This is a genomic window from Micromonospora sp. NBRC 110009 (assembly GCF_030518795.1).
Lineage (GTDB): Bacteria > Actinomycetota > Actinomycetes > Mycobacteriales > Micromonosporaceae > Micromonospora.
Map to the genome: position 1 here is coordinate 23,367 of NZ_CP130427.1, position 23,500 is coordinate 46,866.

22 protein-coding genes are annotated in these 23,500 nt (G+C 75.5%); 11 read left to right on the top strand and 11 right to left on the bottom strand.

The window, feature by feature from the left end; translation table 11 throughout:
* Window positions 1-39 precede the first annotated feature (39 nt).
* On the bottom strand, window positions 40-405 hold the full coding sequence (locus Q2K19_RS00135) for a hypothetical protein (protein ID WP_302766519.1): 366 nt from the start codon (window positions 403-405) through the stop codon (window positions 40-42).
* A gap of 74 nt (window positions 406-479) precedes the next feature.
* Between Q2K19_RS00135 and Q2K19_RS00140 the strand changes: the two genes are divergently transcribed.
* Together Q2K19_RS00140 and Q2K19_RS00145 are read left to right on the top strand one after the other, a co-directional pair.
* Window positions 480-1,706, top strand: a complete 1,227-nt coding sequence (locus Q2K19_RS00140) for a cysteine desulfurase-like protein (protein ID WP_302766521.1) — start codon at window positions 480-482, stop codon at window positions 1,704-1,706.
* A complete protein-coding gene (locus Q2K19_RS00145) occupies window positions 1,703-1,993 on the top strand; it encodes a GNAT family N-acetyltransferase (RefSeq protein ID WP_302766523.1) in 291 nt (96 codons plus the stop codon). The genes Q2K19_RS00140 and Q2K19_RS00145 overlap by 4 nt, the downstream gene beginning before the upstream one ends.
* A gap of 11 nt (window positions 1,994-2,004) precedes the next feature.
* Here Q2K19_RS00145 and Q2K19_RS00150 read toward each other — a convergent pair whose 3' ends face one another.
* Entirely contained in the window at window positions 2,005-3,504 is a 1,500-nt protein-coding gene (locus Q2K19_RS00150; RefSeq protein ID WP_302766526.1) for a glycoside hydrolase family 3 protein, read from the bottom strand.
* Between the two features lie 136 nt (window positions 3,505-3,640).
* Between Q2K19_RS00150 and Q2K19_RS00155 the strand changes: the two genes are divergently transcribed.
* From Q2K19_RS00155 to Q2K19_RS00185, 7 genes are all read left to right on the top strand, one after another.
* A complete protein-coding gene (locus tag Q2K19_RS00155) occupies window positions 3,641-3,763 on the top strand; it encodes a hypothetical protein (RefSeq protein WP_255352235.1) in 123 nt (40 codons plus the stop codon).
* A gap of 84 nt (window positions 3,764-3,847) precedes the next feature.
* Window positions 3,848-4,798: a TIGR03557 family F420-dependent LLM class oxidoreductase gene (locus Q2K19_RS00160; protein ID WP_302766529.1), complete on the top strand. Its 951-nt coding sequence runs from the start codon at window positions 3,848-3,850 to the stop codon at window positions 4,796-4,798.
* 85 nt (window positions 4,799-4,883) lie between these two features.
* Window positions 4,884-5,927, top strand: coding sequence for an ATP-binding protein (locus Q2K19_RS00165; RefSeq protein WP_368046165.1), 1,044 nt, complete (start codon window positions 4,884-4,886; stop codon window positions 5,925-5,927).
* 3 nt (window positions 5,928-5,930) lie between these two features.
* Window positions 5,931-7,769 carry a vWA domain-containing protein gene (locus Q2K19_RS00170; protein WP_302766532.1) on the top strand — a complete coding sequence of 613 codons (1,839 nt, stop codon included), beginning with the start codon at window positions 5,931-5,933 and terminating at the stop codon, window positions 7,767-7,769.
* 56 nt (window positions 7,770-7,825) lie between these two features.
* Window positions 7,826-9,457: a RecQ family ATP-dependent DNA helicase gene (locus tag Q2K19_RS00175; RefSeq protein ID WP_302766534.1), complete on the top strand. Its 1,632-nt coding sequence runs from the start codon at window positions 7,826-7,828 to the stop codon at window positions 9,455-9,457.
* 63 nt (window positions 9,458-9,520) lie between these two features.
* Window positions 9,521-10,024, top strand: a complete 504-nt coding sequence (locus Q2K19_RS00180; protein ID WP_302766536.1) for a hypothetical protein — start codon at window positions 9,521-9,523, stop codon at window positions 10,022-10,024.
* 173 nt (window positions 10,025-10,197) lie between these two features.
* Window positions 10,198-11,241, top strand: coding sequence for an AraC-like ligand-binding domain-containing protein (locus tag Q2K19_RS00185; RefSeq protein ID WP_302766538.1), 1,044 nt, complete (start codon window positions 10,198-10,200; stop codon window positions 11,239-11,241).
* Window positions 11,242-11,439: 198 nt separating this feature from the next.
* Here the strand turns inward: Q2K19_RS00185 and Q2K19_RS00190 are convergent, their stop codons facing one another.
* The 8 genes from Q2K19_RS00190 to Q2K19_RS00225 all read right to left on the bottom strand — a co-directional run bounded on the left by Q2K19_RS00190 (window position 11,440) and on the right by Q2K19_RS00225 (window position 20,190).
* Entirely contained in the window at window positions 11,440-12,423 is a 984-nt protein-coding gene (locus Q2K19_RS00190) for a DNA topoisomerase IB (RefSeq protein ID WP_302766540.1), read from the bottom strand.
* On the bottom strand, window positions 12,407-13,375 hold the full coding sequence (locus Q2K19_RS00195; protein ID WP_302766542.1) for a glycosyltransferase family 9 protein: 969 nt from the start codon (window positions 13,373-13,375) through the stop codon (window positions 12,407-12,409). The genes Q2K19_RS00190 and Q2K19_RS00195 overlap by 17 nt, the downstream gene beginning before the upstream one ends.
* Window positions 13,372-14,076, bottom strand: a complete 705-nt coding sequence (locus Q2K19_RS00200) for an SDR family oxidoreductase (RefSeq protein WP_302766544.1) — start codon at window positions 14,074-14,076, stop codon at window positions 13,372-13,374. Before Q2K19_RS00200 ends, Q2K19_RS00195 begins: the two co-directional genes overlap by 4 nt.
* Before the next feature lie 67 nt (window positions 14,077-14,143).
* Window positions 14,144-15,640, bottom strand: a complete 1,497-nt coding sequence (locus Q2K19_RS00205; protein WP_302766546.1) for a PfkB family carbohydrate kinase — start codon at window positions 15,638-15,640, stop codon at window positions 14,144-14,146.
* Between the two features lie 11 nt (window positions 15,641-15,651).
* On the bottom strand, window positions 15,652-16,332 hold the full coding sequence (locus Q2K19_RS00210; protein ID WP_302766548.1) for a D-sedoheptulose-7-phosphate isomerase: 681 nt from the start codon (window positions 16,330-16,332) through the stop codon (window positions 15,652-15,654).
* On the bottom strand, window positions 16,332-17,549 hold the full coding sequence (locus Q2K19_RS00215; RefSeq protein ID WP_302766551.1) for a glycosyltransferase: 1,218 nt from the start codon (window positions 17,547-17,549) through the stop codon (window positions 16,332-16,334). Before Q2K19_RS00215 ends, Q2K19_RS00210 begins: the two co-directional genes overlap by 1 nt.
* Window positions 17,534-18,508, bottom strand: coding sequence for a glycosyltransferase (locus Q2K19_RS00220; RefSeq protein WP_302766554.1), 975 nt, complete (start codon window positions 18,506-18,508; stop codon window positions 17,534-17,536). The genes Q2K19_RS00215 and Q2K19_RS00220 overlap by 16 nt, the downstream gene beginning before the upstream one ends.
* Window positions 18,505-20,190, bottom strand: a complete 1,686-nt coding sequence (locus Q2K19_RS00225) for an HAD-IIIA family hydrolase (protein WP_446839720.1) — start codon at window positions 20,188-20,190, stop codon at window positions 18,505-18,507. Before Q2K19_RS00225 ends, Q2K19_RS00220 begins: the two co-directional genes overlap by 4 nt.
* A gap of 179 nt (window positions 20,191-20,369) precedes the next feature.
* On the opposite strand from Q2K19_RS00225, the gene Q2K19_RS00230 reads away from it, so the two are divergent.
* Together Q2K19_RS00230 and Q2K19_RS00235 are read left to right on the top strand one after the other, a co-directional pair.
* Window positions 20,370-20,816 (top strand): SRPBCC family protein, encoded by a 447-nt coding sequence (locus Q2K19_RS00230; RefSeq protein ID WP_302772892.1) that lies wholly within the window; start codon window positions 20,370-20,372, stop codon window positions 20,814-20,816.
* A gap of 124 nt (window positions 20,817-20,940) precedes the next feature.
* Window positions 20,941-21,708 carry a polyprenol monophosphomannose synthase gene (locus Q2K19_RS00235; RefSeq protein WP_302766556.1) on the top strand — a complete coding sequence of 256 codons (768 nt, stop codon included), beginning with the start codon at window positions 20,941-20,943 and terminating at the stop codon, window positions 21,706-21,708.
* A 128-nt stretch (window positions 21,709-21,836) separates the two neighbouring features.
* Here Q2K19_RS00235 and Q2K19_RS00240 read toward each other — a convergent pair whose 3' ends face one another.
* Entirely contained in the window at window positions 21,837-23,441 is a 1,605-nt protein-coding gene (locus Q2K19_RS00240; protein ID WP_302766559.1) for a phytoene desaturase family protein, read from the bottom strand.
* Between the last annotated feature and the right edge of the window lie 59 nt (window positions 23,442-23,500).

Here is a 23,500-nt window from a genome sequence, read left to right on the forward strand (position 1 = left end):
GATTTCCAAACGTCGGCCACCGCCGCCCCGGCCTGCGGGTCAGCTGTTGGGGTTGCGCGCCACCCGGATGACGACCTGCTGGTCGGTGACGCTGTCCAGGCTCACCTGGAAGCCGCCGGCCTCGGTGGCCTGCTGGCCGACGGTGAGCGAGAGCTGCTCCCCGGCCACCTCGACGGTGACCTGGTGGCCCTGGGCGCCGACCAGCTTCGCCTCGACGCCGAGGATGGTGGCGCTGGCCTCGACGCCCCGGTCGAAGGTGACGGTGCAGGCGTCCAGGCCGCAGTCGGTGGAGGCGCCCTCCGAGCTGCAACCGGCCAGCAGCGCGGCACCGAGCGCGAGGCCGGCCAGCAGGCCGGCGGCGCGGCGGACGGGGGTCAACGAGGGGGAAACGCGTCGGTTCGTCACCTGGACCAGGGTACGAGACGCGGGCCAGGCCGGTGCCCGCCGGTGATCGCCACCGGGCACGTTAGGGTCCCGGCATGCCGTTCGACATCGCCCGCACCCGGGCCGCGTACCCCGCCCTGAGCGAGGGCTTCGTCCACTTCGACGGCGCCGGGGGCACCCAGACCGCCCGGCCGGTGATCGACGCGGTCGCCGCCGCGATGGGCGCCGCGATCGGCAACCGGAGCAGCGCCTTCGTCCCCGGCCGGCGGTCGCTGGACCTGGTTGCCGCCGCCCGCTCGGCGGTGGCGGACCTGGTCGGCGGGGACCCGGGGGGCGTGGTGCTGGGGCCGAGCGCCACGGCCCTGACGTACACCCTGGCCCGGACGCTCGGCGCGACCTGGCGCCAGGGCGACGAGGTGGTGGTCTCCCGGCTGGACCACGACGCGAACGTCCGGCCGTGGGTGCAGGCGGCCGCGGCGGCCGGCGCGACCGTCCGGTGGGCCGAGTTCGACCGGGTGACCGGGGAGCTGCCCGCCGGCCAGTACGAGGAGTTGGTCTCCGAGCGCACCCGGCTGGTGGCGGTGACGGCCGGCAGCAACGCCATCGGCACCGCGCCGGACGTGGCGGCGATCGCCAAGACCGCGCACGCGGCCGGCGCGCTGGTCTGCGTGGACGGGGTGCACGCGGTGCCGCACGGCCCCACCGACCTGGCGTCGCTCGGCGCGGACTTCCTGGTCACCAGCGCGTACAAGTGGTCGGGTCCGCATCTGGCGGCGATGGTCGCCGACCCGGCCCGGTGGGCGGCGCTGCGCCCGGCGAAGCTGCTCCCCTCCTCCGACGTGGTCCCGGACCGGTTCGAGTACGGCACGCCGAGCTTCCCGCTGCTCGCCGGGGTGGCCGCCGCGGTGGACCACCTGGCCACCCTGGACCCGGACGCGACGGGCGGCCGCCGGGGCCGGGTCGTCGCCGGCCTGGCCGCCGCCCAGGCGCACGAGGAGGTCGTCTTCGAGCGGCTGCTCGCCGGCCTGGCCGCCCACCCGGCCGTCACCGTGTACGGCTCCCCCGTCCGGCGCTGCCCGACGGTGTCGTTCCGGGTGGCCGGGTCGTCGCCGGCACAGACGGCGGCGGCGCTGGGCGCGGCCGGTTTCTGTCTCTCCTCCGGCGACTACTACGCCTACGAGTACTTCCAGACGATGGGGCTGCGGGACAGCGGCGGCGCGGTCCGGGCCAGCGTCTACCACTACAACACCGTGGACGAGGTGGACCGGTTGCTGGCCGAACTGGACCGGCTGGCCGGTCCCGGGGAGACAATGGCCGGGTGAGCTTCCTGGTCGAGGACGACCCCGCCGAGCGCCGCTTCGAGATCCTGGTCGACGACGCGCTGGCCGGGTTCACCGCGTACCTGCCGCCGAGCGGCGCGGTGCTGGTCTTCACGCACACCGAGGTGGAGGACCGGTTCCGGAACATGGGCGTGGGCTCGGCGCTGATCCGCGGCACCCTGGACCAGATCCGCGAGCGCGGCGACCGGGTGGTGCCGGAGTGCCCGTTCATGGCCGCGTTCATCGACCGGCACCCCCGGTACGCCGACCTGGTGGTCCCGAAGCCCTGATCCCGCCGGGGTCAGCGGGCCCCGGTGAGCAGTTCGGCGGCGGCGTACGCGGCGGCCCGGGTGGCGCCGTGGGTGGCCAGGTGCACCGCGCCGGTGACCAGGACGGGCACGCCCAGCTCGACGACCACCGCGTCCGGGCGGGACGCCAGGGCCCGGTCCACCGCGTCCCGCATCCAGTCGTGCCGGTGCAGGTCGCGCACGACCAGTACCAGGGGGCGGCCGGCCGATCCGGCCGCCGGGTCGGCCGGCACCTCGCCGTCGGCGTACCGGGCCGTGGTGGTGCCGGGCACCAGGTCGGCCAGCGGCGCGGCGATCCCCCACGGGGTCTCGTCGCCGATGGCCAGGTTGCGGGGCGGCGCGAACTCCACCACGTGCGCCGGGCCGGCCAGCGGCAGCAGCCCCGCCGCGCCGGTGACCACCCGCAGCGCCCGGCGGGCGGCGGCCAGCCCGATCGGCGAGCCGGTGCCGCGGGGTGCGACCGGCCGGCCGGCGCGGGCCGCGACGGTCCAGGCGGCGAGCTGGCCGACCCGCTTGGCCGCCTCGGCCAGCCGCTCCTCCGGCAGCTCCCCGGCGACGACCGCGGCCACGATGGCGTCCCGCAGCTCCACCGCGTCCGCCTCGCCGGCCCGCTCACCGCCCACGCAGATCGCGTCGGCCCCGGCGGCCAGGGCCCGCACGGTCGCCCCGGCGAAGCCGTACCGGTCGGCGACCGCCCGCATCTCCACCGCGTCGGTCACCACCACCCCCTGGAAGCCCAGCTCGTCGCGGAGCAGTCCGCCGAGGATGCGCGGGCTGAGCGTGGCCGGCAGCTCCGGGTCGAGCGCCGGCACCAGCAGGTGCCCGGTCATCACCGCCTGCGCCCCGGCGGCCACCGCGGCCCGGAACGGGGCCAGCTCGACCGCGTCCAGCCGGGCCCGGTCGCCGCCGATGCGGGGCAGGTCGTGGTGGGAGTCGACCCGGGTGTCGCCGTGGCCGGGGAAGTGCTTGGCGCAGGCGGCCACGCCGCCCGACTGGAGCCCGCGTACCCAGGCGGCGGTGTGCCGGGCCACCAGGGCCGGGTCGGCGCCGAACGAGCGGACCCCGATGACCGGGTTGGCCGGGTTGGAGTTGACGTCGGCGTCCGGGGCGTAGTCCAGGGTGACGCCCACGGTGGCCAGCTCGGTGCCGAGGTCGCGGGCGACCTCCTCGGTCAGCGCCGGGTCGTCGACCGCGCCGAGGGCGAAGTTGCCCGGCCGGGAGCTGCCCCGGGCCGACTCGATCCGGGTGACGTCGCCCGCCTCCTCGTCGATCGCCACGATCACGTCGGGGCGCTCGGCCCGCAGCGTCGCGGTGAGCGCGGCGAGCTGGTCGTGGTCGACGATGTTGCGGGCGAAGAGGACCACCGAGCCGAGCCCTTCGCCCAGCCAGCGGCGCACCCATGGCGGCGGGCTGGTGCCGACGAACCCGGGTTGCAGTACGGCGGCGGCGAGGCCCGCCAGGTCTGGGTCCGCTCCCACGATCCGCTCGCTCATGCGCCGTCCTACCCCCGTCTTCCCCAGGTCCGCCGCCCCGGCGGTGCTGACATGGTCACACCCGCCTCCCTAAATAGTCAACAATCCTTACTGTTAGCTGCTGGCGGACCCGGGTGCCCCGTGGGAGAGTGCGACCATGCACCCCGCGCTGCTCGCCGACGCCACCACCGCCGCGGACATCCCCGGCGTACGCCTGCTCGGCCTGGTGGTGGGCGGCCTGTTCCTGCTGATCGCCATCCGGGCGATGTTCCGGCGCTGACCGGCGTTGCGGCCGCGTCCCCCGGGGGTACCGCGATCGTTGTCCGGGCGTGCGCCCGGCACCCGGACGCGGCGAGGGGGAACGATGAGGCTCGGCTACTTTCTGTCCAGCGAGGAGTACACCCCGGCGGAGCTGCTGGAACAGGCACGCGGCGCGGAGCGGGCCGGCTTCGAGGCACTGTGGATCTCCGACCACTACCACCCGTGGGTCGACGCGCAGGGCCAGAGTCCCTTCGTCTGGTCCACCATCGGCGCGCTCAGCCAGGTCTGCGGACTGCCGGTGACCACCGCGGTCACCTGCCCCACGATGCGCCTGCACCCGGCCGTGATCGCCCAGGCCGCGGCCACCAGCGCGGTGCTGCACGACGGCCGGTTCGTGCTCGGGGTGGGCAGCGGCGAGGCGCTGAACGAGCACATCCTCGGCGCCGCCTGGCCGCAGGCCGACGTCCGGCTGGAGATGCTGGCCGAGGCGGTCGAGGTGATCCGGGCGCTGTGGCGCGGGGACTTCGTCAACCACCACGGGAAGCACTACACCGTCGAGCACGCCCGGATCTACACGCTGCCGGACCCGCCCCCACCGATCTACGTCTCCGGCTTCGGTCCGAAGTCGATCGAGCTGGCCGCCCGGATCGGCGACGGCTACATCAGCACCATGCCCGACGCCGACATGGTCCGCCGGTTCCGGGACAGCGGCGGCGGGGACAAGCCGTGCCAGGCCGGCTTCAAGGCGGCGTACGCCGACAGCGAGGACGCGGGGGTGCGGATCGCGTACGAGAAGTGGCCGAACGCCGGCGTGCCAGGCGAGCTGTCCCAGGTGCTCCCCTCGCCGCGCCACTTCGCGCAGGCCGCGCAGCTGGTCAGGCCGGAGATGATGAAGGAGTCGTTCGTCTGCGGCAACAGCGCCGACGCGCACCTGGAGATGATCGACAAGTACGCCAAGGCCGGCTTCGACGAGCTCTACGTCGCCAACACCGGGCCGCACTGGTCGGGCCTGTTCGACCTCTACCAGCGCGAGGTGCTGCCCCGGCTGCGCTGATCCGGCCTGCCCGGCGGCCCCGATATTCGGGTGCGGACCACCGCCCCTCCTTCCGATCATGGTCGGCGTGCACTCCGCCCTCACGGTGACCCCGGCCGACCTGCCCACGCTGCTGCTGCACGTGGCGGTGGTCCGGCCCGTCTTTGTCTGGGGACCGCCCGGCATCGGCAAGAGTTCCCTGGTCCGGGCCTTCGCGAATTCGCTCGGGCTGCCCTGCGTGACGCTGGTCGGCACCCAGCTCGCCGCGGAGGACCTGATCGGCGTGCCGGAGCTGCGCGACGGGCGCAGCCGGTTCGCGCCGCCGGAGTCGATCGCCCGCGACGAGCCGTACTGCCTCTTCCTGGACGAGCTCAACTCCTCCAGCCCGGAGGTGCAGAAGGCGTTCTACTCGCTCATCCTCGACCGCCGCATCGGCTCGTACGAGCTGCCCGCCGGCTCGATCGTGATCGGCGCCGGCAACCGGGCCACCGACAACGCACTCGCCCGGCCGATGGCGTCCGCGCTGGTCAACCGACTGGTGCACGTGCACCTGCGCGCCTCCGTCACGGACTGGCTGGCCTGGGCGGCCGGCGCCGGGGTGCACCCGTGGGTGCTGGACTACCTCACCGAGCGCCCGGACCAGCTCTGGGTCGCCCCGCCCAAGACCGAGGAGCCCTTCTCCACCCCGCGCAGCTGGCACATGCTCTCCGACGCCCTGCACTCCTTCGGCGAGGACGTCGACGAGGCGACGGTGCGGCTGCTGGCCGGCGGCACGCTCACCGGGCAGCACGCGGCCGGTTTCGCCGCGTACGTCAAGACCGTGCGCCACCGCTACGGCCTGGACGCCATCGTGCGCGGCGACGCCGGCTGGCCGCGCGCCCCGCACGACCGCGACCTGCTGTACTTCTTCGCCGAGGCGTTCCGGGCCCGACTGGTCAAGGAACTGCCGGCCTCCCGGGAACACGCCTCCCCCGCGGTGCGGGACTTCGCGATGCGCGCCAAGGGACTGCTGGTCGAGCTGGCCGAGATCTCCCTGGAGTGCGCCCAGCTCGTCATGGCCACCGACGACGACGGGATGCCGGTGCTGCCGGCCTGGTTCCTGGTCGAGGTGACCCGGGACCTGCCCCGCCTGGTCGCGGCGCGGGCCTGACCGATGGCGACCCGACGCCGCGCCGGCCGCCGGCCGGACCCCAACGAGCAGGCGTTCAACGAGGCCGAGAAGCGGGCGTACGGGCACCCGATGTTCCAGCCACTGCTCACCGACGGGTACCCCCGCGCCCGGTTCCGCTGGCGGGACGACGAGGAACTGGCGAACGGGCAGGGTTGGGCCCGGGTGGCCGGCGACGGGGAGATCGTGGTCGACCGGCGGCGGCGCGCCGACACCGAGGAGTGGTGGTGGGTGATCGCCCACTGCCTGCTGCATCTCGGCTTCGGCCACCTCGACCCGGACCGCGCCGCGCGGACGGACCAGGCCGCCGCGGTCGCGGCCTGCGTGGCGGTGGCCCGCTTCCAGCTCGACGCCAAGCTCGGCCGGCCGCCGCACCTGCTGCCCGGCCCGCTGCCGGACACGGCGGAGGAGCGGCTGGCCGCCGAGTGGCGCCACCGCGGGGTGCCGCCGCAGTACCTGGACTGCGGCGTCGGCGGGCACGGCGGGGACCTGGTCCACCGGATCCCGCCGGCCCAGCGGTGGGCCGCCGCCAACCCCGCCGGCACCCGGTGGCAGACCTGGCCGGAGCGGTTCGCGGTGGGGCTGGCGGCGGCGGCCAGCGCGGCCGTGGCGGCGGCGGGCGCGCCGAAGCCGGGGCCGGGCGGGGTGGCCCGGGACAACCCCTGGGAGCGGGCGCGGCGCTGGTTCGTCTCGTCGTACCCGCTGCTCGGGGCGCTGGCCGCCGGGTTCCGCATCATCGCCGATGTGGAGCTGGCCCGCTCCTGGGACATCGCGGTCGCCGCCGTCGACGCGCACGCCGGGGAGATCTACGTCAACCCGCTGCGGGTGCTGCCCGAGGCGCAGTGCCGCTTCGTGCTGGCGCACGAGATGCTGCACGCGGCGCTGCGGCACGGCGACCGGGTGGCGCACCGGGACCCCTACCTGTGGAACGTGGCCACCGACTACGTCATCAACGGGTGGCTGGTGGAGATGGCGGTCGGCGAGATGCCCGACGGCCTGCTGTACGACCCGCAGCTGCGCGGCCTGTCCAGCGAGGCGGTCTACGACAGGCTCGCCACCGACCTGCGCCGGTATCGCAAGCTGGCCACCCTGCGCGGCCCGGGGCGCGGCGACATGCTCGGCCACGGCGTCCCCGGGCCGGGCGAGGCCGGGCGCGGGGTCGACCTGGACGAGTACTACCGCCGGGCGCTGACCAGTGGGCTGGCGTACCACGAGTCGTCCGGGCGCGGGCTGCTCCCGGCCGGGCTGGTCGCGGAGATCCGGGTGCTCGACGAGCCCCCGCCGCCGTGGGACGTGCAGCTGGCCCGCTGGTTCGACGAACGCTTCCCGGCGCGGGAGCGGCTGCGCTCGTACGCCCGACCGTCGCGCCGGCAGGCGGCCACCCCGGGCATCCCGCGTCCGGGCTGGCACCGGCCCGAGATCGAGGAGCGCCGGCCGACCTTCGGCGTGGTGCTGGACACCTCGGGGTCGATGAGCGTCCGGCTGATGGGGCGGGCGCTCGGCGCGGTCGCCGGGTACGCGACGGCCCGGGACGTGCCCGCCGCCCGGGTGGTGTTCTGCGATGCGGTGGCGTACGACGCCGGCTACCTGCCGGTGGCGGAGATCGCCGGGCGGGTGCGGGTACGCGGCCGCGGCGGCACCGTGCTGCAACCCGGCGTACGCCTGTTGGAGGCAGCCGACGACTTCCCGGCGGACGGCCCGATCCTGGTGATCACCGACGGCGAGTGTGACGTGCTGCGGATCCGCCGCGACCACGCGTTCCTGGTGCCGCGCGCCGCCCGGCTGCCGTTCACGCCGCGCGGCCCGGTGTTCCGGATGAGCTGAACCGACCCGGGAGCGGTCGTTTCGCCGGTGATCGGTGGGGGTACCTGCGGCCACTGATGAGACTGACCACGCACTCGACGACGTTGCGCCGCGCGGCCCGGAGCCTCTTCGGCTGGACCACGCTCCGGCCCAACCAACTGGCCGCCATGCGGGCGGTGATGAAGCGCCGCGACGCCCTGGTGGTGCTGCCCACCGGCGCCGGCAAGTCGGCGATCTACCAGATCCCGGCCAGCCTGATCCCCGGCCCGACGGTGGTCATCTCCCCGCTGCTCGCCCTTCAGCAGGACCAGATCGCGGCGCTCAACGAACGGCAGCGGCCCGAGCTGCGGGCGGTCCGGATCAGCTCGGACGAGAACGCCGCCCAGCAGGCCGCGGCGATCGAGGAGGTCCGCCAGGGTCGGGCCGAGTTCCTGTTCATCACCCCGGAGGCGTTGAGCAACCCGGACCGGATGGCCGAGGTCCGGTCGCTGCGGCCCGCCCTGGTGGCGATCGACGAGGCGCACTGCATCTCCGCCTGGGGACACGACTTCCGCCCGGACTACCTGGCGCTCGGGCACCTGATCGAGGGCATCGGGCGACCGCCGGTGGTGGCCCTCACCGCCACCGCCTCCCCGCCGGTCCGCGACGACATCGTCGCTCGGCTGCGGCTGCGCGACCCCGAGGTGGTGGTCTCCGGGCTGGACCGGCCGAACCTCTTCCTCGAGGTGGCACACTGCCCGACCGACGACTACCGGTGGCGGCGGTTGATCGCCCTGCTCCGCGACGACGAGCGGCCCGGCATCATCTACGTGCCGACCCGGCGGGCGGCCGAGGAGCTGGCGCAGCGGCTGACCGAGGCGGGCTTCCCGGCGCAGTACTACCACGGCGGCATGCCGACGAACGCGCGCAACGAGCTGCACGAGGCGTTCCTCGCCGACCAGGTGCCGATCATGGTGGCCACGTCCGCGTTCGGGATGGGCATCGACAAGCCGAACATCGCCTGGGTGGTGCACATGGCGCTGCCCGACTCGCCGGACAGCTACTTCCAGGAGATCGGCCGCGCCGGCCGGGACGGCGAGCCGGCCCGCGTGCTGCTGCTCTGGCGCGCCGAGGACATCGGCCTGCAGCGCTACTTCACCGGTGGCCTGCCCGACGAGAAGGAGCTGCGGGAACTGGCCGCGCTGCTGCGCAAGCAGGCCCGGACCAAGAAGGAGCTGCGCGAACTGACCGGCCTCGGCCCGCGCAAGCTCGGGCAGTACCTCTCCCTGCTGGAGCAGATCGGCGCCGCCGAACCGCGCCCCCGCCAACACGTCGGCGCCCCCCGGTACGCACCCACGGCCGCCAAGTCCGGCCGGGCGGCGCTCGCCGAGGCGGAACGGCAGCAGGCCGTCACCCGGTCGCGGACCGACATGATGCGCGCCTTCGCCGAGACCACCGGCTGCCGCGGGCAGGCGCTGCTGGCCTACTTCGGCGAGCAGATGCACGAGGTCTGCGGGCACTGCGACAACTGCCACGCCGGGACCAGCGTCGCCGACGCCCGGGCGGTCGGGCCGTTTCCCGTGCACAGCCAGGTACGGCACCCCGAGTGGGGCCCGGGCCTGGTGCTGAGCTACGAGGAGGACCGGATGACGGTGCTCTTCGACGAGGTGGGCTACAAGACGCTCTCCGTGCGTGTGGTGTCCGAACAGGGCCTGCTGACGCTCGACTAGCCTGACCCGGGCACCGAGGCGGTGCCCGTCGACAACGACGACCACGGCGAAAGGGGCTTGATCGTGATCGAGCAGCCGGCGTACACGGGGTTCGGTTTCTCCGACGAGGAGTGGGGCCTGCTGGTCGGGCTGCCGCAGGCGGTCCTCACCGCGGCGAGCGCGGCCGAGTCCGACGGCACCAAGCGCACCATGGCCGAGAACGCCGCCGGCCTGGAGACCATCGCCGCCGGGCGGGAGTCGGCCAGCCCGCTGGTGGCGGCCGTCGCCGGCGAGGTCGTCACCCGGGTGGGCGACCCGGAGGCCGGCGCGGAGCTGCCGGTGCTCGAGCCGGCCGACCCGCAGGCGATGATCGACGACGTGCTGGCCCGGGCCCGCCAGGCGTCCGCCCTGCTGGCCGGGAAGGTGGACGAGGGGCAGGCCGGGGCGTACCGGCACTGGCTGGTGGCGGTCGCCGAGCAGGTGGTGAGCGCCGCTTCGACCGGCGGCCTGCTGGGCCTCGGCGGCGACGTGGTGAGCGACTCGGAGCGGCGCTTCCGGGACCGGCTCGCGCAGGTGCTCAACGACTGATCCGCGGGCGCGGCCCCCGCGCCCGACCTCGGACGCCGGCCGCGCCGCCGGTGAGCCGTGACAAACGAGGTCACCCCCGTCAATGATGGATATCGGACGCCCCGCGACGGCCGCTTCGCCGCCGCGTGGGGCGTCGTCCAGGATGGGGGGTGACGAACCACGGGGGTCGCTGCATGGACGCGAGGATCAACCGACAGATTTTCGACACCGAGCAGGTGCCGGCGACGGACCGCTTCGGGCTGTGGCTGGACATGCTCGCCGCCACGCCCGCGCTCATGCGGATACGCACCGAGCACGCCGACGACTTCGTCGCGCGGGCCGAGTTCCTCGACCTGGGCCCGGTACAGCTGATCCGCCACCGCTACCCCTCACTGGACGGGGTCCGGACCCGGAAGCTGATCCAGCGTTCCGACGCGGACTACTACCTGCTCGCGCTGACCCTCGCCGGCACCGGCATCGCCGACCAGGACGGGCAGCGCGGCGTCTGCCGCCCCGGCGACTTCACCTTCTACGACTGCGCCCGCCCGCAGGAGCTCAGCCACCACGGTGACGACCACGGGCGCGAGCCCGCGAGCTCCATCGTGGCCCTCATCCCGTACGACGCGCTGCCCCTGCCGCACCGCCGGCTCGCCCCGCTGTTCGCCGGCCGGATGTCCGGCAACGAGGGGATCGGCGCCCTGCTCGCCGACTACCTCATCCGGCTCACCAGCCATCCCGAGCAGTACCACGCGGTGGACGCGGAACGGCTGGCCGCCACCGGGCTCGACCTGGTCTCCATGCTGCTCGGCCGGCACCTGATGTCCGAGGACGCGGTGCCCACCGAGGTCCGCCGGCGGGCGCTGCTGTCCCAGGTGCGCGCCCACGTCCGCCAGCACCTCGGGGACGCCACGCTGAGCCCGCAGTCGATCGCCGACGCACACCACATCTCGGTCCGGTCACTGCACCGGCTCTTCGAGGCCGAGGACACCACGGTCGCGGCGTACATCCGGGACCAGCGACTGGAGCGATGCCGCCGCGACCTCGCCGACCCGGCCCTGCGGGACCGGCCCATCCAGATGATCGCCGGCCGCTGGGGCTTCCGGGACAAGGCGCACTTCAGCCGGGCGTTCCGGGCCGCGTACGAACAGACGCCTCAGGCGTACCGGGGGCGGCATCTCGAACAGGCACGCATCGTCAACCGTGCGGCGTCCGTGGTCAACTCCGAGCCGCAATACTGACTGCGGGCCGACGGCCGGGAAACCGGCGCGGCCCACTGGTATCGGGGGGCCGTGGCGAGGCGCCCGCGACAGTTCCGTCGCGGGCGACCGCCCGGTGCCGGCGCCCGCAGCGGCGGACGCGCCCCGACCACCGGCCCTCGACGGCCACGCCGGTTTCCGGCCCCGTCGTACTTCCCCCAGGACTCGCGGCGGGGCCGGTCAGGCCTCCTCCAACAACACCAGGACGGCCTTCTCCACCGCCTCCCGCGGCATCTCGGGCTCCACCGGGGCAACCACCCCGTCGTGGTAGAGGTCGACCACCCGCGGGTCCACGTACGACGTCCGCGCCACGGTGGGCGTGTTGCCGAGCAGCTCGGCGACCGACCGCATCACGGCGGCCACCGCCCGTTTGCGGGCCGTCGCGGACCGCTGCCCGGCCGCCGTCGCCAGCTCGGTGGCGGCCAGCACGGTGGCGTGCCAGGTACGGAAGTCCTTGGCCGTCATCTCCCCGCCGCTGGCGTCGCGCAGGTAGTCGTTGACCTCGTCGCTGCGGACGTCCCGCCAGGCCCGGCCGTCCCAGTAGCCGAAGAGCCGCTCCTGGGCCCGCCGCCGGCGACGCAGGTTGGTCAGCACCCGGCACAGCTCGGGATCCTCGATCCGGCGGACCTGCTCGATGCCGCCCTTGGCCGGAAACTCGAAGACCACGCAGCCGCCCCGGGACCGGGCGTGCTCGGGGCGCAGGGTGGCCACGCCGAAGGTGGGGTCGTCGCCGGTGGCGTACTGGTCGCTGCCGACCCGGAACGTCCCCATGTCCAGCAGCCGGGTGACCGTGGCGAGGACCCGCTCCCGGCGCAGCCCGCCCAGCGTCAGGTCCTGGCCGACCCGCTCGCGCAGCACCGGCAGCCGCTGCGCCACCTCCAGCACGTGGTCGAACTTGGCCTCGTCGCGTTTCTGCCGCCACGCCGGGTGGTAGAGGTACTGCTTGCGGCCGGCCGCGTCGACCCCGGTGGCCTGGATGTGCCCGTTCGGATACGGCGAGATCCAGACGTCCTGCCAGGCCGGCGGGATGACCAACTCGCCCAGCCGGGCCAGCTCGTCGGGGTCGCGCACCGGCTCGCCCTTCGGATCGACGAAGAGCCAGCCCTTACCGCGCCGCCGGCGTCCGTACCCCGGCCCGCCCGGATCACTACGCCGCAATCGCACCGGAGACCCGCACCGCCCGTTCCGCCTCGTCCGCCGCGGCCAGCACCTCGTCGACCGGGATGGCCGCCAATATCGGGTCGCTTCCTACCCCGCCGGCGGCGGCCCAATCCCGGTCGCTCCGCGGGCGGCGCGTGACGCCCAGCACGCGGTGCCGGGGCCGGTCCGGCGGCGGCCCCCAGTGTGCCGGCGGGACCGGACCGAAGAGCACCACCGAGGCAGTGCCGTACCCGGTGGCCAGGTGGGCGACGCCGGTGTCCCCGCTGACCACCAGCCGGGCGCCGGCGACCAGCGCGGCCAGCTCGGTCAGACCGGTCCGACCGGCGAGCACCGCCTCCGGCGGCAGCCCCGCGTCCCGGGCCACCCGGCCGGCCAGCTCCCGTTCCTCGGCGGAGCCGGTGAGCACCACCCGGTGGCCCCGGCCCGCCAGGGCCCGGGCCAGCGTCGCGAAGCGCTCCGCGGGCCAGCGCTTCGCGGGGATCTTGCTGCCCGGATGCAGCACCGTGGCGCCGGCCGGGGCCCCCGCAGCGGGCGGGCGGCGCAGCGCCAGGTCCGCCGGGTCGGCCGGCAGTCCGTACCCGTGCAGCAGCCGGCACCAGCGGCGGACCTCGTGCTCGTCGTCGTCCCACGCCGGGCCGTCGGGGTGGCCGGCCTCGGCGTTGCGGTAGGCGAGCAGCCGGTGCGGCCGGACGGCGGCCAGCAGCCGGTGCGACTGCGGGCCGCGGCCGTGCAGGTTGACCGCCACCTCCGGTGGCGGCCCGGACCAGGCGAGGCGGTCCAGGCCGGCGGTGGGCAGCACCCGGTCCACCGCGCCGACCAGGTCGGCCAGCGGGGCCAGCCAGGCCGGGGCGGCCAGCACCAGCTCCCGGTCCGGGAAGCCGGCCCGTAGGCCACGCAACGCCGGCACCGCCGTGGCCAGGTCGCCCACCCCGAGCGCCCGGAGCACCAGGATCACGGGTACGACGACTCCTGGTCGGCGCAGACCACCATCTCCCGCACGGCGCAGCCGGCCGGCTGGGAGAGGGCGAACATGATCGCGGCGGCGGTGTCGGCGGGCTCGTTGAGCGCGGCGTCCGGCCCGGGACGGTACTGCGCGTCCCGCTCGTCGAAGAAGGCGGTGCGCATGCCGCCCGGGATCAGCAGGGTGACCCCGACCGCGCCGGCCAGTTCGGCGGCGAGCGCCCGGGTGAAGCCGACCACCCCGAACTTCGCCGCGCAGTAGGCGGTGGCGTCGCTGACCGCCTTGACGCCGAGGGTGGAGGCGACGGTGACGATGCTCCCCCGGGACGCCTGCAGGTAGGGCAGCGCGGCCCGGATCACCGCCACGGTGGCGAGCAGGTCCACCGCGACGATCCGCTCCCAGGTCTGGGCCGGGACGTCGATCAGCTTGCCGGGCACGTCCATGCCGGCCGCGGTGACCACGGCGTCCAGGCCGCCGGAGCGTTCCGCCAGGTCCCGGGTGGCCACCTCGGCGGCCCGGGTGTCGGCCAGGTCGCACTCGACCCACGGCACCCCGTCGGCGGGGCGGTGCCGGTCCACCACGAGGGGGCGGCCGCCGGCCCGGGCCACCGCGGTGACCACCGCCGCGCCCAGCCCGCTCGACCCGCCGGTCACCAGGACGGTGGGTCCGGCCCCAGGTGCCGCACTGGTGCTCATGCCGCCGCCTCCCTCCGGGCGGCGACGGCACGAGGCCCGACCGCGCCGAGCCGGACGATCCGCTCGCTCATTGCGCTCCCTCCGCCGTGGACCGGGTGACCGCCTCCCGGCGCCCGGCCTCCGCCAGGACCGCCGCGGCGGGCCAGCCGGCCGAGCCGCGACCGGCGCGGGCCGCCGCGATCATGTCGCTGGTGGACCGGCCGTCCAGGTACGGCACGACCACCGTGTGCCCGCCCCAGCGGGCCAGGATCTCCGCCTCCGGCAGGGTCTCCTCGCCGCCGCCGCTGGCGTAGTCACCGCCCTTGACCCAGACGTCCGGGCGCAACCAGGACAGGGCGGCGTGCGGGGTCGGCTCGTCGAAGATGACCACGGCGTCCACGCAGCTCAGCGCGGCGAGCAGGCGGCTCCGGTCGCCCTGCGGCACGACCGGGCGCGCCGGTCCCTTCAGCCCGGCCACGCTGGCGTCGGAGTTGAGGCAGACCACCAGGCAGTCGCCGAGCTGCCGGGCCGCCTCGAGGGTCGCCACGTGCCCGGCGTGCAGCAGGTCGAAACAGCCGCCGGTGGCGACGACCGTGCCGCCGGCCGCGCGTACCTGGGCCACCACGGCACCGGCGGCGGCCGCGCCGATCCGGTCCCCGCCGGCGCTGACCACCACCGGGGAGGCGGTCCGCACGGGCGCCGGCAGCGCGGTCGCCACTCCCCCGCCGGCCACGTACGCGGACGCCTCGGCGACCGCCTCCTGCACCGCCTCGGAGACGAGCGCGCCCTGGGCCAGGGCGAGGGTGGCCGCGGCCGCGAACCGGTCTCCCGCCCCGCAGGTGTCCCCCTCGGCGGCCGGGGCCGGCACCACCAGCGGGGTGGAGCCGGCGTGGCAGAGCAGCGCGCCGTCCCCGCCCAGGGTGACCGCGACCGCGCCGGCCCGCCAGCGCTGGCGCAGGGTCTGCGCCCCCCGGGACGCGGTGACCAGCCGGGACCCGCCGGGCGGCAGCTTCGCCAGCTCCCGCGCCTCGGACTCGTTCGGGGTCACCAGCTGCGCCCCGGGCACCGCCGCCGGACCGCGCGGGTGCGGGTCCCAGACCACCGGAGCGCGGGTGGCGGAGAGCGCGGCCCGCAGCGCCGGGTGCCGGGCGACGCCCCGGCCGTAGTCGCTGACCAGCACGGCGGAGGCGGTGGCGAGCAGCCGCAGCACCGCCTCGCTCGGCTCGCCCGGCTCGCCGGCCGGGCCGCCCCGGTCGTGCCGCAGCAGCACCCGGCCCCGGGCGTGCAGCCGGATCTTCTCCGGGGTGGCGCCGGCCAGCGGGAGCCCGTACAGCTGCACCCCGGCGGCGGCGAGCAGGGTGCCGATCCGGGCCCCGCCGGCGTCGTCGGCGAGCGCGGTGACCAGCGCGACCTCCGCGCCGCCGGCGGCGGCGAAGACCGCGGCCAGGCCGGCGCCCCCGGGCCGGTCGACGTACGTGCTCTCGTCGAGGACCGGGACCGGGGAGTCCGGGCAGAGCCGGTTCACCGTCCCCTCGACGTCCCGGTCCAGCAGGGTGTCACCGAGCACCACCACGGGTCCTGCCATGCTCGACCTCCTCATCGGGCCCGCACCTCCCGGTCGGGGGCGTCCCCGAGCACCACCTCGACGCCGGTGCGCACCGGACCGGCCGCCGGCCGGGCGGCGAGCGCCGCGGGCAGGGCCCGGTCGACGTACTCGCAGAGCACGTGGGTGGCGACCAGATGCAGCTCCTGCACCACCTGGCTGTCCGGGGACTCGATGGCGAGGGTCTCGTGGCACAGTTCGGCCAGTGGGTTCGGTGCGGGGCCGGTGAAGGCCCAGCAGCGCAGTCCGGTGTCGTGTGCGGCGTGGGCGGCGGTGAGGAGGTTGTCGCTGGTGCCGCTGGTGGACATGAGCAGGAGGATGTCGTCGGGTCGGCCGTGGGCGCGGACCTGGCGGGCGAAGACCTGCTGGTAGCCGTAGTCGTTGCCGATGGCGGTGAGGGCGGAGGTTTCGGCGTGCAGGGCGATGGCCGACAGGGGTTCGCGGTCGTCGCGGAGCTTGCCGACCAGTTCGGCGGTGAGGTGCTGGGCCTCGGCGGCGCTGCCGCCGTTGCCGGCCACCAGCAGCCGGCCGCCCCCGGCCAGCCGGTTCGCCAGCTCGCCGCCCCAGCGGGCCAGCAGCAGCTCCGACTGCCGCAGCGGCAGCAGCGCGGCGGCGAGCCGGGTCAGGTGGTCCTCCAGCACGGTGCCGCCGACCGCCGGCCCGGGCGCCGCCATCAGGCGACCACCCGGGTGGGCCGGCGCACCGTGGCCACCGCGCCGTAGAGCTCCGCCAGCCGCTCAGCCGTCCCCGACCAGGAGTAGTGGGTCCGGGCCCGCTCCAGGGCCGCCGTGGCGTACGCGAAGCGACGGATCCGGTCGCCGAGGAGCCGGCGGATCGCCGCGCCGAGCGCCGCCGGGTCCCGGGCCGGCACCAGGTCCCCGGTCCGCCCCGGCACCACCGTGTCGACCAGCCCGCCGACGGCGGTGCCGAGCACCGGCACGCCGCACGCCATCGCCTCCAGCGGGGTGAGCCCGAACGGCTCGTACCAGGGGGCGGCGACCAGCACGTCCGCCGAGCGGTACCAGCGACCCATCTCCTCCCGGGGCACCGCGCCGATCAGCTTGACCCGGTCGGCGACGCCGCACGACTCGGCGAGCGCGCGCAGCCGCAGCGCGTACGGGTCGGTCTCCAGCAGCCCGGCCGGCGGGCCGCCCACCACCACGCACTCGGCGTCGGGGACCAGCGCGGTGGCCCGGATGACGTCCTGGAAGCCCTTGCGTTCCACCAGCCGGCCGACGGTGAGGATGCGCGCCCGGCCGCCCTCCCGCTCGGCGACCGGGCCGAGCGGGGCGAACGTGGACAGGTTCACCCCGGACGGGATGACGGTCATCCGGGACCGGGGCACCCCCATCCGGACCAGCTCGGCGACCTCGTCCTGGCACTGGGCGACCACCCGGTCGACGGAGCGGCCCAGCTTCCGCTCGTGCCCGACCCGGCCCGGCGGACTGGTGTCCTGCGCGCCCTGGTGCCGCCGCTTCACGGTGCCGAGCGCGTGGTACGTCTGCACCACCGGCACCCCGGTGCGCCGCCCGGCGGCGAGCGCGGCGAGCCCGCTCATCCAGAAGTGCGCGTGGACCACCTCGGGCTGCCAGTCGCCGGCGCGCCACCGCTCGGCCAGCCACTCCCCGAACGCCGGCATGTACGGCAGCAGGTCGTCCTTGGCGACCGGCTCGGCGGGCCCGGCGGGCACGTGCACCACGTCGTACCCGTCCGGGGCGCGGACCGTGACGGGCAGGTCCACGGCGTCGAGCCGGGTGTAGACCCGCACGTCGTGACCGGCGGCCACGAGCGCGGCGGAGAGCTCCGCGACATGCGTGTTCTGGCCGCCGGCGTCCTCCCCGCCGAGGACGGCGAGCGGGCTGGCGTGCTCCGAGATCATCGCGATGCGCATACTTCCTCCTCCAGCAGCCGGTCCCAGTCGGCGAGAAAACGCTCCAGGCCGTAGCGGTTGCGGGCGGCGGCCCTGGCCTCGGCACCCGCCCGGCGGGCGGCCGACGGGTCGTCGACGAAGGTCCGGGCCGCTTCCAGCAGCACGTCCATTCGGGTGGAGAGGGCGCCGGCGGACGGCGGCACCGCCGCCACCGCCTCGGTGGTGGCCAGCGCCACCACCGGCATGCCGATGGCCATCGCCTCGATCAGGCTCAGCCCGAGCGAGGTCCACCGGCACAGGTGCAGGTACGCCCGCCGCCGGGCCAGCTCGGCATGCATGGCGTGCTGTGGCACGTCGTCGTGGCTGGTCAGCCGCTCCGGAGGCAGCCCGAGCCGATCGGCCAGCCCGGCCACCCCCATGCCGTAGACGTCCAGCGGAGCGATCTCGGCGAAGCGGGTCAGCAGGTCGGTTCCGGTGACCCGCCAGCGGCGTACCGGCTCGTTGATGACGACGGCCAGCCGGTCCAGCTCGCCGGTCCACTCGGCGGCCGGGGCGACCACCCCGTGCTCCACCACGGCGGTGCGGGTGCCGCCGTTGTCCCAGAACAGCTCGTTGAAGTGGGTGACGTGGGTGAGCAGCAGGTCGTCCCGGTCGGCCATCGGGTGGCGGGTGTTCGGCACGTCGCCCTTCGGGGTGTTGTGCTCGACGTAGATCGCCGGCAGGTCCCGGCCCACCCGGCGGCCCAGCCATTCGCAGGCCAGGTCGAACTCCTCCGGGCGTTGCAGCAGCACCACGTCCACGTCGGCGCGGCGCAGCTCCTGCGGGGTCACCTCGACGGCGGTGTCCGGCCATGGGTAGGTGCGCGCCCGGCCGAGGCCGTACGGGCCGCGGTCCGGGGTGACCGGCACCAGGTACCGGTGTTTGCCGTGCACGAACGAGGTGGTCCACGATCCGTGCACGTGCCAGACCAGGACGTTCATCGGACCACCCCACCGGTCACCCGGACCGCGCCGACCGGTTCCGGCGCGTCGGCGGGGACCCCGAGCAGCCGCAGCGCCTCCAGCACCCGCCCCGGCTCCACGGCGGAGAGGCAGGGGTGCCCGGGGACCGGGCAGCGGGTGGCCCGGGTGTCCCGGCAGTCCGCCCCGGCGTCGCCGAGCCGCACCGTCGGTACCCGGTACGGCCCCCACTGTCCGAACGGGACGGTCGGCGCGAAGAGGCTGACCACCGGCACGTTCAGCGCGGCGGCCAGGTGCGCCGGGCCGGTGTTGCCCACCACCAGCGCGCCCGCCCGCGCGACGACCGCCGCCAGCTCGGCGAGCCCGGTGCGCCCACCCAGGTCGATGCCGCCCGCGGCGGCCACCCGGGCGGTCAGCTCCCGCTCGTCCGGGCCGCCGGTCACCACCACCCGATAGCCGGCGGCGGCGAGCACCCGGACGATCCGGGTGGCCAGCTCGGGCGGGCAGGCGCGGGTCTCCACCGAGGAGCCCGGGTGCAGCACGACGTAGCCCGGCGCGCCGGTCTCGACCGGGGCGGCGGGCAGCCGGTCGGTGCGCAGCCGCAACCCCGGCTCGTCGTCGGCGGGCAGGGCGAAGCCGGCCGCCGCGGCGAGGGAGAGCGCCCGCTCCGGTTCGGGCACCCCGACGGGTACCCGGTGCCGCACGTCCAGCAGGGCGCCCGGGTAGTCGTCGCTGATCGCGCTGATCCGGGCGACGCCCGCCATCCGCAGCAGCAGCGCCAGCGGTAGCGCCGACTGGTGGAACGAGGTGAAGACGACCGCCTCGTCCGCGTGCACGGCGGCGAGCCGGCCGGTGAGGTCGGCCAGTTCGGCCGGGTCGACCGGCGGCGCCGGGGCGTCGATCCAGGGCAGCGGCCACTCGATGATCTCGTCGACGCCGGGCAGCAGTTCGGCGGCCGCCCGGCCGCGTGGCCCGCAGAGCAGTACCACCCGTTCCGCTCCGGCCGCCATGGCCCGGATGCCGGGGCCGGTGACCAGCACGTCCCCGGCGGCGTCGCTGCGCGCCACCAGGACGGTGCCCCGCCGGGGTCGGGACGCCGGGGCGGCCACCAAATGCATCCGGCGCAGGATCTCGGTCGCCGCGTCCGGCAGGTCCACCGCGACGGTCGGCGCGGCGGCCACCTCCGCCGACCGGGTGGCCGCGGTGGGGACCATGATCCCGGCCGCGCCCGCCGCCGCGGCGGCGGTCATGTCGGCGCCGATGTCGCCGACCATGACGCAGCGGGTCGGGGTGGTGCCGAGCACCCGGGCGGCGGCGTGCAGCAGGCCCGGGGCGGGCTTGCGGCAGGGGCAGCGGTCCGGCTCGCCGTGCGGGCAGATCTGCCAGCTGTCGAACGGCCCGAGCAGCTCCTCGACCCGGGCATTGACCCGGCGCAGGTCGTCGGCGGTGAAGCAGCCCCGGGCCAGGCCGGACTGGTTGCTCACCACGGCCAGGCGCAGGCCGGCCGCGCGCAGCCGGTCCAGCGCCTCCCGGGCGCCCGGCACGGGCCGGACCTTCTCCGGGTCGCCGTTGTAGGGCACGTCCTCGATCAGCGTGCCGTCCCGGTCCAGCAGGACCGCGTCGTACAGGCCCGACGGGATCCGGCCAGCATCCGGGTAAACCCGGGCTGACCTGCACCGATCCCGCTCGTGGTCCCGTCGCACGGGCGGCGGGTTCCCGACCCCCCGAGGAGTAAACATCAACTTCGGCGGAGCCGTCTCCGCCGGTGTCCGCCGGCCGGTGCGTACCGCGCTCCACCGGCCCGGTCCGGCGATACCCGCCGCCCCCGAGAAGCTAACCCGGTGACCGTTAGCGGCCGGCCGTGCGGGGGTACGGGACCGAGGTGGCGATTGTGGAGAAAGTGATCGACGCGCCCCCGGAGCAGGTCTTCGACGTGCTCGCCGACGGGTGGACGTACAGCGACTGGGTGGTCGGGACCGCGCACGTCCGGGGCGTGGACGACACCTGGCCGCGGGTGGGCAGCCAACTGCACCACCGGGCCGGCCCATGGCCGTTGTCGTTGCAGGACTCCTCCACCGTGCTGGCCTGCGAGGCGCCGCACCGGCTGGTGCTGAAGGCGGGGCTCTGGCCGGCGGGCGAGGCCACCGTCGTCTTCACCCTGGAGCCGCTGGACGGCGGCCGGACCCGGGTCACCATCGGCGAGGACTTCGCCGCCGGGCCGCTGCGCTGGGTCCGGAACAAGCTCAACGACCTGGTGCTGCACCTGCGCAACAGGGAGACGTTGAACCGGCTCTCGGACATCGCCGTCCGGCAGAAGTCGCAGCGGTGACGACCGCTCCGGGCGGGCCGGCCGGCGGGCCTCCGCAGCCCCGGAGGGGCGTCTGTGCGGACCACTCGGCGGCGACTGGCTACCCTCTCAGGTGAAACCTGTCGGCCGACCGAGGATGTTCCTGATGATCGAACCCGTGCAGTTGCCCTCCCCGTGGCGCGACGCACGCCTCACCGTCGTCGTTCCCACCTACAACGAGGCGGGCAATCTCCCGGTGCTGGTCGAGCGACTGCTCGCCCTGCCGCTGCCCGGGCTGAAGGTGCTCGTCGCGGACGACAACTCCCCGGACGGCACCGGCGAGATCGCCGACAAGCTGGCCATCGAGCACCCGGAGCGGGTCGTGGTGGTGCACCGCCCGGGCAAGGAGGGGCTCGGCCGGGCGTACGTGGACGGGATCGGGCGGGCGCTGGACGACGGCGCCGACTTCGTCGCCCAGATGGACGCGGACCTGTCGCACCCGCCGGAGGCGCTGCCCGGCATGCTCGGCGCGCTGCTCGCCACGCAGGCCGGCGTGGTCATCGGCTCCCGGTACGTGCCCGGTGGTGAGCTGGACGAGAACTGGCCGCTGTACCGCCGCGCGCTGAGCGGCTGGGCCAACCTCTACGTGCACACCCTGCTGCGGGTGCGGATCCGCGACCTGACCGCCGGCTTCAAGATCTGGCGGGCCGACGCGCTGCGCGACATCGGGCTGGACCGGGTGCAGTCCAACGGCTACAGCTTCCAGGTGGAGATGCACTACCTGGCCACCCGGCTGGGCCACACCATCCTGGAGGTGCCGATCCGCTTCGAGGAGCGCCACGAGGGCGCCTCGAAGATGACCACCGCCACCAAGATCGAGAGCGCGCTGATGCCGTTCAAGCTGCGCGCCAAGCACCGCAACCTGGAGAGCTGACCTCGAGGGCCGCCCACCTGACTCACGCTGCGTGACTTCACGCAGCGTGAGTCTCTTCCGGGCCGCTCACCGCGACATCACCGTGAGTGGTCGCTTGCCCGCCGGTGCAGCCGTGCGGTCGCGGTGGCTCAGTGGTAGATCGCCCGGTGGGCGGCGTTGATCACGCCCGCGTACAGGCCGCCGGTGAGGGCCCGGTCCCGGGCCAGGGCGGCCCGGGCCGCGTTCGACCCCGGCGCGCCGTGCACCCCGCCGCCCGGGTGCGCCGAGGAGCTGGCCAGGAAGAGCCGGTCGATCGGGGTGTCCGCGCGGCCCAGGCCGGGGATCGGCCGCAGGAAGAGCTGCTGGTACGCGGCCGCCGTGCCGCCGCCGAGCGCGCCGCCGACCAGGCTCGGCTCGGCGTCCTCCAGGTCGGCCGGGCCGGCCACGTGCCGCCCGACGATGAGCGAGCGGAAGCCCGGCGCCGCCTCCTCCAGCACGTCCTCCATCCGCTCCACCTGCGCGGCGATCTCCTCCCCCCGCCAGTGCCGTCGGAACGGCAGGTGGGTGTACGACCAGAGCGACTCGGTGCCCGGCGGCGAATGGTGCGGGTCGGCCACCGACATCTGCCCCACCAGCAGGAACGGGTCCCGGGGCACCTCACCCCGGGCCAGCGCCGCCGAGTACAGGGTGAGCCCGTCCAGGTCCGCGCCGAGGTGCACGGTGCCCGCGCCGGCCACCGCCCGGTTCTTCCACGGCACCGGCGCGGAGAGCGCCCAGTCCACCTTGAGGGTGGAGCCGTCCCACTTGAAGTGGGCCAGGTCCTCGACCAGCCGGGGCGGCAGCTGCGCCGCGCCGACCAGGTCGAGGTAGAGCGCCGGGGCGGGCACGTCCGCGAGCACCGCCCTGCGGGCCCGCCAGGTGGCGCCGCCGACGGTGCGTACGCCCATCGCGCGGCCCCGGGCGGTGAGCACCCGGTCGACCCGGGCGCCGTAGTCGATCCGGCCGCCCCGCTCGACCAGCCGGGCGACCAGCGCGTCGGTGATCTTCTGGGCGCCGCCGACCGGCACCGGCCAGCCGACCTGCTGGCCGAGCATGGCGAGCAGCCAGCCGTACACGCCCGAGCCGGCCTCCTCCGGGGACAGGTCGGTGTGCAGCGCGCAGCCGGCCAGCAGGGCCGGCCCGCCGTCGCCCTCGAAGAGCTCGTCGCCGAGTTTGCGGACCGGCAGCACGAGCCGGCGGGCCAGCCGCAGCGCCCCCGTCACCCGCAGCCGGCGCAGCAGGCCCAGCCCGCCACGCACCGGCGGGAAGGGGGTGGTGATGGTGTCCAGCATCGGCCCGGACACCTCCTGCCAGTCCGCGTACGCCCGCCGCCAGCGGTCCCCGTCGCCGGGGGCGAAGGTCTCCAGCGAGGCCGCGGTGACGTCCAGGTCCCGGTTGACCACCGCCGCCCGCCCATCCGGGAGCAGGTGCGCCAGCACGTCCGGGGCGTGCGTCCAGCGCAGCCCGTACCGGTCGAGGCCGAGCCGGCGCAGCACCGGGGAGGCGTACCCGAGGGGGTAGAAGGAGCTGTAGAGGTCGCTCAGGTAGCCAGGGGCGGTCACGTGGGCCGAACGCACCGCGCCGCCGGGCGCCTGGGTGGCCTCCAGCACCAGCACGTCCCAGCCGGCGTCGGCCAGCAGATTCGCGGCCACCAGACCGTTGTGGCCGGCGCCGATGACGACGGCGTCGGCCCCCGCCGTGCCGCTGGAATTCATCCGATCCGCCTACCCTGCCCCTTACCGGGTGAAACGCGTTTGCCTCGTCCGGGCCGGGG

Bases quoted from the DNA above. Each gene is read 5' to 3' on its own strand.
- Q2K19_RS00140 (WP_302766521.1), top strand. From the start codon at position 480: ATGCCGTTCGACATCGCCCGCACCCGGGCCGCGTACCCCGCCCTGAGC.
- Q2K19_RS00150 (WP_302766526.1), bottom strand. From the start codon at position 3,504: ATGAGCGAGCGGATCGTGGGAGCGGACCCAGACCTGGCGGGCCTCGCC.
- Q2K19_RS00155 (WP_255352235.1), top strand. From the start codon at position 3,641: ATGCACCCCGCGCTGCTCGCCGACGCCACCACCGCCGCGGACATCCCC.
- Q2K19_RS00160 (WP_302766529.1), top strand. From the start codon at position 3,848: ATGAGGCTCGGCTACTTTCTGTCCAGCGAGGAGTACACCCCGGCGGAG.
- Q2K19_RS00170 (WP_302766532.1), top strand. From the start codon at position 5,931: ATGGCGACCCGACGCCGCGCCGGCCGCCGGCCGGACCCCAACGAGCAG.
- Q2K19_RS00175 (WP_302766534.1), top strand. From the start codon at position 7,826: ATGAGACTGACCACGCACTCGACGACGTTGCGCCGCGCGGCCCGGAGC.
- Q2K19_RS00185 (WP_302766538.1), top strand. From the start codon at position 10,198: ATGGACGCGAGGATCAACCGACAGATTTTCGACACCGAGCAGGTGCCG.
- Q2K19_RS00200 (WP_302766544.1), bottom strand. From the start codon at position 14,076: ATGAGCACCAGTGCGGCACCTGGGGCCGGACCCACCGTCCTGGTGACC.
- Q2K19_RS00205 (WP_302766546.1), bottom strand. From the start codon at position 15,640: ATGGCAGGACCCGTGGTGGTGCTCGGTGACACCCTGCTGGACCGGGAC.
- Q2K19_RS00210 (WP_302766548.1), bottom strand. From the start codon at position 16,332: ATGGCGGCGCCCGGGCCGGCGGTCGGCGGCACCGTGCTGGAGGACCAC.
- Q2K19_RS00215 (WP_302766551.1), bottom strand. From the start codon at position 17,549: ATGCGCATCGCGATGATCTCGGAGCACGCCAGCCCGCTCGCCGTCCTC.
- Q2K19_RS00220 (WP_302766554.1), bottom strand. From the start codon at position 18,508: ATGAACGTCCTGGTCTGGCACGTGCACGGATCGTGGACCACCTCGTTC.
- Q2K19_RS00235 (WP_302766556.1), top strand. From the start codon at position 20,941: ATGATCGAACCCGTGCAGTTGCCCTCCCCGTGGCGCGACGCACGCCTC.
- Q2K19_RS00240 (WP_302766559.1), bottom strand. From the start codon at position 23,441: ATGAATTCCAGCGGCACGGCGGGGGCCGACGCCGTCGTCATCGGCGCC.